General features: G+C 60.3%; 10 protein-coding genes. 6 read left to right on the plus strand and 4 right to left on the minus strand.

The annotated features are described in order from the left end of the window. Window positions 1-100: 100 nt before the first annotated feature. Both ACMYUN_RS23910 and ACMYUN_RS23915 read left to right on the plus strand, forming a co-directional pair. Window positions 101-625 carry a DUF6586 family protein gene (locus ACMYUN_RS23910; RefSeq protein WP_129999683.1) on the plus strand — a complete coding sequence of 175 codons (525 nt, stop codon included), beginning with the start codon at window positions 101-103 and terminating at the stop codon, window positions 623-625. A gap of 106 nt (window positions 626-731) precedes the next feature. Continuing rightward, window positions 732-965: a hypothetical protein gene (locus tag ACMYUN_RS23915; RefSeq protein ID WP_007953047.1), complete on the plus strand. Its 234-nt coding sequence runs from the start codon at window positions 732-734 to the stop codon at window positions 963-965. Window positions 966-1,061: 96 nt separating this feature from the next. Here ACMYUN_RS23915 and sulA read toward each other — a convergent pair whose 3' ends face one another. Both sulA and lexA read right to left on the minus strand, forming a co-directional pair. After that, a complete protein-coding gene (sulA, locus tag ACMYUN_RS23920; protein ID WP_039760786.1) occupies window positions 1,062-1,535 on the minus strand; it encodes an SOS-induced cell division inhibitor SulA in 474 nt (157 codons plus the stop codon). Between the two features lie 10 nt (window positions 1,536-1,545). Then, entirely contained in the window at window positions 1,546-2,154 is a 609-nt protein-coding gene (gene lexA / locus ACMYUN_RS23925) for a transcriptional repressor LexA (RefSeq protein WP_016775490.1), read from the minus strand. 229 nt (window positions 2,155-2,383) lie between these two features. Here lexA and ACMYUN_RS23930 point away from each other — a divergent pair, with 229 nt between their 5' ends. From ACMYUN_RS23930 to ACMYUN_RS23945, 4 genes are all read left to right on the plus strand, one after another. Further along, the gene (locus tag ACMYUN_RS23930) at window positions 2,384-3,091 is read left to right on the plus strand and encodes a TetR/AcrR family transcriptional regulator (protein WP_039760784.1); all 708 of its coding nucleotides are present in this window, start codon (window positions 2,384-2,386) and stop codon (window positions 3,089-3,091) included. 158 nt (window positions 3,092-3,249) lie between these two features. After that, the gene (gene nagZ, locus ACMYUN_RS23935; RefSeq protein ID WP_415761940.1) at window positions 3,250-4,260 is read left to right on the plus strand and encodes a beta-N-acetylhexosaminidase; all 1,011 of its coding nucleotides are present in this window, start codon (window positions 3,250-3,252) and stop codon (window positions 4,258-4,260) included. A 12-nt stretch (window positions 4,261-4,272) separates the two neighbouring features. Continuing rightward, entirely contained in the window at window positions 4,273-5,010 is a 738-nt protein-coding gene (locus ACMYUN_RS23940; RefSeq protein WP_415761941.1) for an S-methyl-5'-thioinosine phosphorylase, read from the plus strand. 9 nt (window positions 5,011-5,019) lie between these two features. Then, window positions 5,020-8,313 (plus strand): SNF2-related protein, encoded by a 3,294-nt coding sequence (locus ACMYUN_RS23945; protein ID WP_415761942.1) that lies wholly within the window; start codon window positions 5,020-5,022, stop codon window positions 8,311-8,313. Between the two features lie 148 nt (window positions 8,314-8,461). Here ACMYUN_RS23945 and ACMYUN_RS23950 read toward each other — a convergent pair whose 3' ends face one another. Next, window positions 8,462-11,152 carry a DEAD/DEAH box helicase gene (locus ACMYUN_RS23950; RefSeq protein WP_310406616.1) on the minus strand — a complete coding sequence of 897 codons (2,691 nt, stop codon included), beginning with the start codon at window positions 11,150-11,152 and terminating at the stop codon, window positions 8,462-8,464. An 11-nt stretch (window positions 11,153-11,163) separates the two neighbouring features. Further along, window positions 11,164-11,730 carry a CsiV family protein gene (locus tag ACMYUN_RS23955; RefSeq protein ID WP_415761943.1) on the minus strand — a complete coding sequence of 189 codons (567 nt, stop codon included), beginning with the start codon at window positions 11,728-11,730 and terminating at the stop codon, window positions 11,164-11,166. Window positions 11,731-11,732 lie beyond the last annotated feature (2 nt).

The raw sequence follows: 11,732 nt of genomic DNA on the forward strand, positions 1-11,732 counted from the left end.
TTCATGCGGCCTTTTTGTTTTGTGCTTGCGCTGGCATCGGCTGATCCATGACACTGCCGGGCCTGTGTGAAGCAATTATTTCGTTGTGGAGGCTGCCGTCATGGCCCACGAACTCTATACCCGCACCAACCAGAAGATCTATTTCGCCGGTCTGTCACTCGAAGCTCTGGCGCGTGCTGAAGAAGGGCGGGCGATGAATTCTCTGGCGCTGATCCAGGCCGGGCGTGAATCGGCGTTGTTCCACCTCTACGGCGCACTGCTGGGTTTGTGCCATGAGATTGCTGGCTTCTATCGTCTACCGCAGGCCAATTCGCCGCGGGCAGAGGAGTTGTTGAATCGCGAGGTGCTGGAATCGATAGCGATCCCGGAGCTGGCCGAAATGGTCGAGCTCGCCGGTAATCCGGAAACCTGGCTGGCGAAACTGCTGGCGGCGCACGCAGCACTGTTTCAGCCGCCGAGGGTGCCACACAAGCCGAAAGGCGACGTGACACAACCGCTGATTCAAGCGGTTAACCTTGATGAAGAACAAGCGCCAGAAGAATTGAATCGAGAAGAGCTGGAGAGCTGGCGGCAGAACCTCAAGGGCTTGGCCATCCGTTTCCGAGAAGGCTTGAACGAGTGCTGAGGCAGTTTGGCGCAGTGGCAATCTGAAACATGCTGCTGGTCAAGATCCTGAGCGAAGCTCGAATGATGTCTATATAATCGCTGCCTTTCGTGGAGAACAGACCTTTATGCCAACGTCCTTTCTAGAAATTGTCGAGTTACCAGACGGCCGAATCGAACTGCGCAGGGCTGAGGACGAAGGTTCTCTGGTGACGCTGGATTTCTCCGAGGATGCCAAAGCGTTCCTGCAAGGCCAGCACGTTGAAATTGCCAAAGCAATGTTGAGCGTCGGCGTGCAGATGGCAGGTCGTATGGTTGAAGGTGAGTTTGATAAGGATGAGGGGCCGCGGGTTCTTCATTGATCCTCGCCTTGGCCTTTTCTCGGTCGCTTGCGCTACAGATCGGCTTCTCTGTCCCTGGAGAAGCCCTGCGCTTCACACAGCGCGCACTACCATCAATCAACCCAAACGAATATTCAGACTCTGAGCTTCGCCCGTACGCGCGGCGCTGATCAGTTGTTGCCGAGAATTTGCATTCAGCGGATTGAGCCAGGTCACCACGGTGTGGCTGCGACCCAGGCGCAACGCTTCACACGCCAGCTGCTGGGCACTTTGAGCGCCGCGCGGTTGCAGTAGCAGAATGCGCTCGCGGTTCAGGCCAGCATCGCGTAGCCATGATTGCGTCAGGCTGGCGGGCGGTGCGATCAGCGTCAGCCAGCGAGCATCCTGATCCTCGCTGAGTTCACGCAGGATCGGCGCGAGCAGGTTCAGGCAGTTCCCGGCTGCACCGCGCAGTGACAGCTCACTGAAAGCGTCAGGTTTGGCATTCCAGTCACGCTCGACCACGTCTTTGAGGATCGGCGCTATCGGCTGCGCCAGAAACGCTTCAAACAAAGGCAGTTGTGTTTGCTGAGGTGTGTGTGGGAACTGCATGGAGCCTCCTTTAGCGGCGAATGACGCCGACACTCAAGCCTTCGATCACCAGTTCCTGATCTTTCAGGTCGACTTCGATAGGGGCGAACTCGGGGTTTTCGGCGATGAGCCAGACTTTGCTGCCTTCACGCTTGAAGCGTTTGACCGTCACCTCGTCGCCGATACGTGCAACCACAACCTGGCCGTTACGGGCTTCGCGAGTAGTGTGAACTGCCAGCAAGTCGCCGTCGAAGATGCCAATGTCCTTCATGCTCATGCCGTGCACACGCAACAGATAGTCGGCGCGGGGATGGAAGAAGGTCGGGTTGATGTTGCAGGATTCTTCGATGTGCTGCTGGGCAAGGATTGGCGCGCCGGCAGCCACTCGGCCAATGATCGGCAATGTTGAATCGTCGGCCTTGGCTTCGAAGCCGGGAATACGGATGCCGCGGGAAGCGCCCGGGGTCATCTCGATCGCGCCCTTGCGGGCCAGGGCCTTGAGGTGTTCTTCCGCCGCATTTGGCGATTTGAAACCCAGTTCCTGAGCGATTTCCGCACGGGTCGGCGGATAGCCGTTGTCTTCGAGGCAACGTTTGATAAAGGCCAGAATCTCGGCTTGGCGTGGCGTCAGCTTTAGCATATTGATCGCTCTGTCTTTTTATACAGTGACTGGGATTATATACAGTGAAGCGATCTTGGCAATGGCCGTTTTTTTGCTGCCCGCCGAGCGGTCGCGAAGGGTGTTTATTAATGCTGGCGCCTTATGTGGTTAAATATCTGACCGACCATTCCCAAAACGAACCGGCAGGCTTGACAAGGCACAGGCTGAAACGTATGTTTCAAACAAGTGTTTGTCAGGCGGAGTAGCCATGGCCCAGTCGGAAACCGTTGAACGCATTCTTGATGCTGCCGAGCAGTTGTTCGCGGAGAAAGGATTCGCTGAAACCTCATTGCGTTTGATCACCAGCAAGGCTGGCGTCAATCTGGCTGCAGTGAATTATCACTTCGGCTCGAAGAAGGCGCTGATCCAGGCGGTGTTTTCGCGTTTCCTTGGACCGTTCTGCGCCAGCCTTGACAAGGAGCTGGAGCGCCGTCAGGCCAAGCCGGAAAACAAGCCGACCCTCGAAGAGCTGCTGGAAATACTCGTTGAGCAAGCGCTCGTCGTGCAGCCTCGCAGCGGTAACGATCTGTCGATCTTCATGCGCTTGCTCGGCCTCGCGTTCAGCCAGAGCCAAGGCCACTTGCGGCGTTATCTGGAAGACATGTACGGCAAGGTCTTCCGCCGCTACATGCTGCTGGTCAATGAAGCGGCTCCACGCATTCCGCCGATCGAGTTGTTCTGGCGCGTGCACTTCATGCTTGGCGCCGCTGCGTTCAGCATGTCCGGGATCAAGGCCTTGCGTGCGATTGCCGAGACCGATTTCGGCGTCAATACCTCCATCGAACAAGTGATGCGCCTGATGGTGCCGTTCCTCGCTGCCGGCATGCGCGCCGAAACCGGCGTCACCGATACAGCCATGGCCAGTGCGCAATTGCGTCCGCGCAGCAAATCCATGCCGGTCGCCGCCAAGGTTTGACCGCGCACGGGTGGGCGCGGCAGCTGGTATCCGCTAAGCTAGCCGGCCATGCCGACTCTCGTACTGAACCCGATCTGCATGAATTCTGCTGACCGTCCGGGCATTGCCCACGGTAGCGAATGCAAGCAGATCGGGTTTTTCGTTTTCAAGGAATCTCTATGACTGCTGGCCTGCAAGGCTCGTTGATGGTGGACGTCGCCGGTACCTGGCTGACGGCCGAAGATCGCCAATTGTTGCGTCAGCCCGAAGTGGGCGGCCTGATCATTTTCGCCCGCAATATCGAGCATCCACGCCAGGTGCGCGAACTCAGCGCCGCGATCCGCGCGATTCGCCCGGATCTTTTGCTGGCGGTAGATCAGGAGGGCGGGCGCGTGCAGCGCTTGCGTCAGGGTTTCGTCCGTCTGCCGGCCATGCGCGCCATCGTCGATAACCCGAATGCAGAGTATCTCGCCGAGCAATGCGGCTGGATCATGGCCACCGAAGTGCTGGCAGTCGGGCTCGACCTGAGTTTCGCCCCGGTGCTGGACCTGGACTATCAGCGCAGCGCTGTGGTCGGTACCCGTTCATTCGAAGGCGATCCCGAACGCGCAGCCTTGCTCGCCGGTGCATTCATTCGCGGCATGAACAGCGCCGGCATGGCCGCCACCGGCAAACATTTCCCAGGCCACGGCTGGGCGGAAGCGGACTCCCACGTGGCGATCCCGAACGACGAGCGCAGTCTCGACGAGATCCGCGCCAACGACCTGGTGCCCTTCGCCAAACTCAGCAAACAACTGGCCGCCGTCATGCCGGCCCACGTCATCTATCCGCAAGTCGACTCGCAGCCCGCCGGTTTCTCCCGACGCTGGCTGCAAGACATCCTGCGCGGCGAATTGCAGTTTGAGGGCGTGATCTTCAGCGATGATCTGTCGATGGCCGGCGCCCACGTGGTCGGCGACGCCGCCAGCCGCATCGAAGCCGCGCTGAGTGCCGGTTGCGACATGGGTCTGGTGTGCAACGACCGCGCGGCAGCCGAGCTGGCGTTGAGTGCCGCCCAGCGTATGAAGATCAAGCCTTCCGCGCGCATCGCGAAGATGCGCGGTCAGGCCTTCGCCAGCACCGACTATCGTCAGGACCCGCGTTGGCTCACCGCCCTCGGCGCGCTCAAAGACGCTCAACTGATCGATTAAGGATTTTTCGTTATGACCGTTTACGCAATCATCGGTGGCACTGGCCTGACTCAGCTCGAAGGCCTGAGCATTCGCCAGTCGCTGGCAGTCGACACCCCGTACGGCGCGCCTTCGGCCGAGGTGCAGATTGGTGAGTACGCCGGCAAGGAAGTGCTGTTCCTCGCCCGTCACGGTCACCCGCATCGGTTCCCGCCGCACAAGGTCAACTACCGCGCCAACCTGTGGGCGCTGAAGCAGGCCGGTGCCGAAGCGATCATCGCCGTGAATGCGGTGGGCGGGATTCATCCGGCGATGGGCACCGGGCATTTCTGCGTGCCGCATCAAGTCGTTGACTACACCAGCGGGCGCGAGCACACCTACTTTGCTGATGATCTGGAACACGTCACTCATATCGATTTCAGCTTTCCCTACAGCGAGCCGTTGCGTCAGCAACTGATTGCCGCAGTGGCCGCCGAAGGCTGCGAATACAGCGATCAAGGCGTCTACGCCTGCACCCAGGGGCCGCGGCTGGAAACGGTGGCCGAAATCGTGCGACTGGAACGTGACGGCTGCGACATCGTCGGCATGACCGGCATGCCGGAAGCCGCGCTGGCCCGTGAGCTGGATCTGGATTACGCCTGTCTCGCCTTGGTAGTCAATCCTGCAGCAGGCAAGACCACAGAAGTCATCACCATGGCCGAAATCGAGCAGGCCCTGCACGACGGCATGGGCAAGGTGAAATCAACGTTGGCCCGGGTGCTGGCCAGCTAAGGACTGTCCATGAGCATTTTCATCGAGCGGCTCAAAGGGCTGACATGGACCCACGCATTCAGTAGCAAGGCGTTGGTCAAGGCCCGGGCTTATGCCGCCGATGATCGGGTCGAGATCCTCGAGATCGATGACAGGAAGATCGAGGCACTCTGCGTCGGTTCGCAACTTCAGGCGTATGAGCAAAGCATTTATCTGTCCGAAGATCGGCTGGGATCGATAAACCTGCGTTGCCTGTGCAGCTGTCCTGTTGCAATCGACTGCAAGCACAGCGCAGCGGTGCTCTATCACCTGCTGGGCACTGGCGAGGATGCGTCTGGAAGTGACGCACAGACCCCGTTGGGACGAGCGCTCGAGCATTGGCTTTCGACAATTCCCGTGCCGGCCAAGCCCGCTGAAGAAAGTGCGCAAACCGCAGGCACGCGTCTGTTTTACAAGCTCAAACCGACGTCTGCGAACGGCAAGTGGCTGCTGGATATTTTCAAGGTCTACCAGCTCAAGAGCGGCGAGTTACGCGAAGTCAAACCGATGTACTCGCTCGCGGAAATGCTCATGCGCCAGCCCGGCTACCTGTCCGAGCTGGATCTGCGCATCGCCCGGCTGTTGGTCGCCATGCATTCCCATCACGCCTATTACAGCGGCTATCCGCTGGAAGGCAGCAGTGGCGCCGAATTGCTGGACATGCTCCTGCGCACCTCGCGGCTGTTCCTCGACTTCGAAGACCTGCGAGCGCTGACACCGGGGGCGAAACGCGTGGGTCAGTTCTCTTGGGCCGAGCAGGCTGACGGCGGATTCCGCGCGCAATGGAGCAGTGCCGAAGCCGCGCAGGAAACCGTGCTGGCGCTGGAGCCGCTTTATTATCTTGATCGCCAGCAGCGCCAGGTTGGCCCGCTGTTCACTGAGCTGGAAGAAAAGCTCGCCTGCCATTTGACCCTGGCGCCAGACATTCCGGCGCGTCAGGCTATGCAGTTCAGCCATCGCATGAGCGCGGCTACCAATATTGCGCCACCACACAAGCTCACCGAACGGATCATCGATGACGTGCTGCCGCAGCCGCAACTGACCCTGGTCAGTGGTCGAGAGCGCTCACGCTGGGAATACGTGCTGGAGCACCGTGCCGCTCTGCTGTTTACCTACAACGGTCATCCGGTGGTGGATCGCAACCCGGAAGTGATGATCCTCAACGGCAGCGAAACCCAGCGCATTCAGCGTCAACCGGCGCTGGAAAAGAAGCTGCGCCAGAACCTGCAAAAACATGGCTTCAAGAAAGCCACGCGCAAGAGTGCAATGGATCGTCCCGGCGAGATGTTTACCTTGCCGGATGATTCCGCCTGGCTCGGGTTCATGCACGAAGGGCTGGCCACGCTGCGCGCCGCAGATTGGAAAATCGAGATCAGTCCCGGTTTCCATTTCGATGTACAACCGGTTGAGCAGTGGTACGCCGAGGTTGAGGAAGAGGCCACGCATCAGTGGTTTGATCTGCAGTTGGGCATCGTCGTCAATGGCGAGCGCTACAGCTTGCTGCCGATCCTTCTGCACCTGTTGCGCACTCAGCCGCGCTTGCTCGACCCGGTCAATCTGGCGCAGCGCAGCGATGACGAAAAGCTCCTGATCGAGCTCAAGCCCAGCGGTTTTGGCGAACCGGCGGGCGCCAAAGTCGCGTTGCCGCTCAGTCGGGTCAAACCGTTGATGGCGACGCTGGGTGAGTTGTATCTCGGCGGTCATCAGGGCGATGCGCTGCGCTTGACCGCTCCAGACGCCGCGCGTCTGAGCATGCTCGATGGTGTGCCGCTGGATTGGCAGGGCGGCGAACGCCTGCGCACTTTTGCCAAGCGTCTGCAGAATTCCAGTCACGCCCACGTTGCTGCGCCGGCCGGCCTCAATGCGCAGCTGCGCCCGTATCAGCTCGAAGGCCTGAACTGGATGCAGACGCTGCGCGAGCTAGAGGTCGGCGGCATTCTGGGCGATGACATGGGCCTGGGTAAAACCCTGCAGACCCTGGCGCATCTGCTCACGGAAAAACACGCCGGGCGTCTGGACTGTCCGGCACTGGCGGTGATGCCGACCAGCCTGATTCCCAACTGGCTCGACGAGGCCGAGCGATTCACGCCGCAGTTGAAAGTCCTGGCGCTGCACGGCACCGGGCGGCAAAAAGACTTCGCCAATCTCGCCGAATACGACTTGGTGCTGACCACTTACGCATTGCTGCCCAGGGACCTGGAGACGTTGCAGCCGCAGTCGTGGAGCGTGCTGATTCTCGACGAAGCGCAGAACATCAAGAACCCGCTGAGCAAAGCCGCCCAGTCCGCGCGTGACTTACAGGCCCGTCAGCGCTTGTGTCTGAGCGGTACGCCGCTGGAAAACCACCTCGGTGAGCTGTGGTCGCAGTTCCATTTCCTCATGCCCGGCTGGCTCGGCGACAGCAAATCCTTTAACCGCGATTACCGCACGCCGATCGAGAAGCACGGCAATGTGCAGCGCATGCAGCACCTGACCGCGCGCATCAAGCCGTTTTTGCTGCGGCGCAAGAAGGATCAGGTCGCCACCGAGTTGCCGCCGAAAACCGAAATCATCCACTGGGTCGAACTCAGCGATGGTCAGCGCGACGTCTATGAGACGGTGCGTGTGGCGATGGACAAAAAGGTCCGCGACGAAATCGCCCGCAGTGGCGTGGCGCGCAGTCAGATCATCATCCTCGATGCGCTGCTCAAGCTACGTCAGGTCTGCTGCGATCTGCGCCTGGTCAACATGCCGCTCACGGCGAAGGCGTTGCGCTCGGGCAGCGGCAAGTTGATCAGCCTGATGGAGATGCTCGAAGAACTGCTCGGCGAAGGTCGGCGCATTCTGCTGTTTTCCCAGTTCACCTCGATGCTGGCGCTGATCGAGCAGGAGTTGCAGCAACGCGGGCTTGGCTACTCGTTGCTGACCGGCGACACCACCGATCGGCGCACGCCGGTGAAGGATTTTCAGAGCGGCAAGGTGCCGTTGTTCCTGATCAGCCTTAAGGCCGGGGGCACTGGTCTGAACCTGACGGCGGCGGACACGGTGATTCACTTCGATCCGTGGTGGAACCCGGCGGTGGAGAATCAGGCGACTGATCGGGCGTATCGGATCGGGCAGAACAATCCGGTGTTCGTCTACAAGTTGATTGCCAAAGGCACCGTCGAAGAGAAGATCCAGGCGTTGCAGCAGGAGAAAGCGGCGCTGGCCGGGGCGGTATTGGAGGGGGGCACGACCGGTGGATTCAAACTGGAGCAGGGTGATATCGAGGCGCTGTTTGCGCCGTTGCCGGCTTCCAAGGGTTGAGCCCTGAGTGACTGCGCAATATTGGATGACCCCATCGCTGGCAAGCCAGCTCCCACAGGTATCGAGTTGAAACACAATCTTCGGTACAGGTCATAACCTTGTGGGAGCTGGCTTGCCAGCGATAGCTATCTAACCAGCGACGCCGATTTCAGCGCTTGTCGATCTTGTCCGGCAACGGCGCAAACAGCGCTTCAATATCATCGCTCTGCAACTTCCAGTCCCCGGCCTTGCGCCCATCCAGCACGCCCGCTGCCAGGTCAGACTTTTCCTTTTGCAGGTGCTGAATTTTCTCTTCCACCGTGCCCCGGGCAATCATTTTGTAGACGAACACCGGTTTTTCCTGACCGATGCGATAGGCGCGGTCCGTCGCCTGATTCTCGGTTGCCGGGTTCCACCACGGGTCGTAGTGAATCACCGTATCGGCTTCGGTCAGGTTCAAACCGACGCCACCGGCCTTCAGGCTGATCAGAAAGATCTGACGCGTGCCGCTCTGGAATTCCTTCACCGGCGTGCGCCGGTCACGGGTCTGGCCAGTGAGGAGGGCGTAAGCAATCTTGCGTTTTTTCAACTCCTCTTCGATCAATGTCAGCATCGAGGTGAACTGCGAAAACAGCAGAATCCGCCGGCCTTCCTCGAACAGTTCCTCAAGCATTTCCATCAGGCTGTCGAGCTTGCCCGATGTGCTGCCGCGCGCAGGCAGGGTGGCGTCGTTGACCAAGCGCAGGTCGCAGCAGACCTGGCGCAGCTTGAGCAACGCTTCGAGAATAATGATCTGGCTGCGTGCCACGCCTTTGCGAGTGATCTCATCACGGACTTTCTTGTCCATCGCCAGACGCATGGTCTCGTACACGTCGCGCTGCGCTTCGTTGAGTTCGACCCAATGGATGATTTCGGTTTTCGGCGGCAGCTCCGTGGCGACCTGCTCTTTGGTGCGGCGCAGCAGAAACGGTTTTATCCGACCGTTGAGGTGCTGCAGTCTGACTTCGCTACCGCGCTTTTCGATCGGCACGCGGTAATCGGCATTGAAACTTTTCACGTCGCCGAGCCAGCCCGGCAACAGGAAGTGGAACAGCGACCATAGCTCGCCCAAGTGGTTTTCCAGCGGCGTGCCGCTGAGGCACAGGCGCTGGCGCGCATTCAGCTCGCGCGCGGCCTGGGCGGCTTTGCTGTTGGGATTCTTGATGTACTGCGCTTCGTCGAGCACTAAAACGTGCAGCGGCTGTTTGGCCAAGCGTTCGACGTCTTTTGGCAGCAGGGCGTAGGTGGTGAGGATCAGGTCGAAATCGGCCAGATTGTCGAAGTGTTTCTTGCGCGCGGCGCCATATAGCGCGAGCACTTTCAACTGCGGGGTGAAGTGCGCCGCCTCGTCGAGCCAGTTCGGAATCAGGCTGGTCGGCATCACTACCATGCACGGACGATCGAGGCGTCCGGCGTTCTTCTCGCTGAGAATATGCGCCAGGGTCTGTAGGGTTTTACCCAGGCCCATGTCGTCCGCGAGAATGCCGCCGACCTCCAGTTGCCGCAGCGATTGCATCCAGCTCAAGCCTTCAAGCTGATACGGGCGCAGCGTCGCGTTCAAGCCTTGCGGCGCTTCGGCGCTGAAATCGCGGATGTCGCGCAGGCGCTGGGCGAAGGTGCGCATCTGCTCGCCGCCTTCCCACAACAGCGGCAGGCCTTCCAGCGAATTGAGCCGGGTGGCGTCAGCCTTGCTCAGACGCAAGGTGGTTTCGCCCGGCTCCTGCAAATAGAACTCGCCCAGCGTCATCAATACCGGCTTCAAGCGACCGAGCGGCAAAGCAACCTGCAACGGCCCGTGCTCACTGGTGCGTTGCGGAATGTTGACCAGAATCAGCTCGTCATCGCGACGGCGGGCGAGGCGCTCCGGGTTGAGAATCTCGGTGTGCGAGCGCATCAGATTGAGCAGGATCGGCAGCAGGCTCAGGCGCTCGCCGTTGACGATGATGCCCAGTTCCAGATCGAACCAGTCGCGCTCCGGCGCCTGCTCGACCGTGGCGTACCAGTCATCGACGGCAGTCAGGTCGAAGCCGAATTCTTCATCGATCTGTAACTCCCAGCCCTGGCTGCGCAACTTCGGCAAGTCATTCAGAGTGAAGGTCAGCCAGGCGCTATCGTTGACCATCTCGTACAGTTCGCCGGCGCTTTCCGGCAGGGCTTTGCTCTGCCGCGTGGCGATGCGGAAACCGAGGATGCGTAACTGTTCGCGGTAGGACTGTTCGACATCCGGATGCCGTTTTATGCGGAGGGTCTGGGCTTCCTGACGGATCAGGATGTCGCTGTGCTTTTGCCCGCTGACGTATTCGTCCAGATAGCTGAACGACAGCGCCGCGCGGTGCTGAATGTAGCGTTGCATCTTGCCGTTGCGCGGCTCGAAGGCGCTGAACTCGACGCTCGCCAGCCACAGGCGCGGCACCGGCTGCACATTGTCCACCAGCACTTGCGGTGGCGCTTTCGGGCTGCGGTTTTCCAGCACGGCCTGGAGTTTCTCCAGCAGCTCGGCGTCTTTCGCGGCGGCGGGGTAGTCGAGGGTTTCCTGGATTTTCAGCAGCACCGCCGCGCAGTGTTTGCAGTTGCTGCGCACCGGGCAGGTGCAGGTGGCGTCAACCAGCAACAGCGTCGCTTTGGCTGATTCGCGCAAATGGATGGTCTGCCGGTAAACGCTACCGCCAGAACCTTCGCAACTGGCGGTGATGGTCGCATCGCCGACCTGGGCGATGCGCACCCGATTCTCCAAAGCGTAGCGGCGGCCGCGCTCCAGACTCTGTTCTTTGAATCGGCTGACCCACGACGGGGCCAACGGTTTGCTCAGGGGCGGCGGCATAAGGACTTCGATCAGTCCGGCACGACTTCAGGCGCTTCGCGAGGCGCTGGCGCGGTCAGGGAAGTGATCTTGATCAGCAGGGCCAGGTGGCCGTTGTCGAGGTAATTGAGCTGGCCGTTCTTTGTGTGGCTGTCCTGACGCAGGCGCTCACTGGCAGTGACCAGGCCATTGGCGTCGATCTGATTGACCCAGAAATCGGCGGTCACGTCGGTGAAGCGGCCGAGTTTCATTTCCAGCGTGCCCTCGATCGGGAACTGGTCGAACTGCTCCTGACCTTCGCTCACCGCGACTTTCGCCGGCGCTTCGCCGAGGCTCTGCTGCCAGGCCTTGTGCATCAGCACGGTGTACTCGCCGCTGGCGGTGAGTTTGCTCACCACATCATTCAGCGCTGGGGTGCGCTGGCTGTCGCTGCCCAGACGCTGGGCGCCTGCGGCCCAGTCTTCCGGGGCGGCGCGGCTGACGATGGCCGGGACAGCATTCTGGCGCACCAGGATCATTTCGACCTGATACGTGTCATCGGCAAACGCCGTCGGTGCTGCAAGTGCAAGCAACAAAGTCAGAGAGCGGAACAGGCGCATCG

The sequence above is a fragment of the Pseudomonas sp. CP4 genome (assembly GCF_047758505.1).
Classification (GTDB): domain Bacteria; phylum Pseudomonadota; class Gammaproteobacteria; order Pseudomonadales; family Pseudomonadaceae; genus Aquipseudomonas; species Aquipseudomonas fluorescens_AO.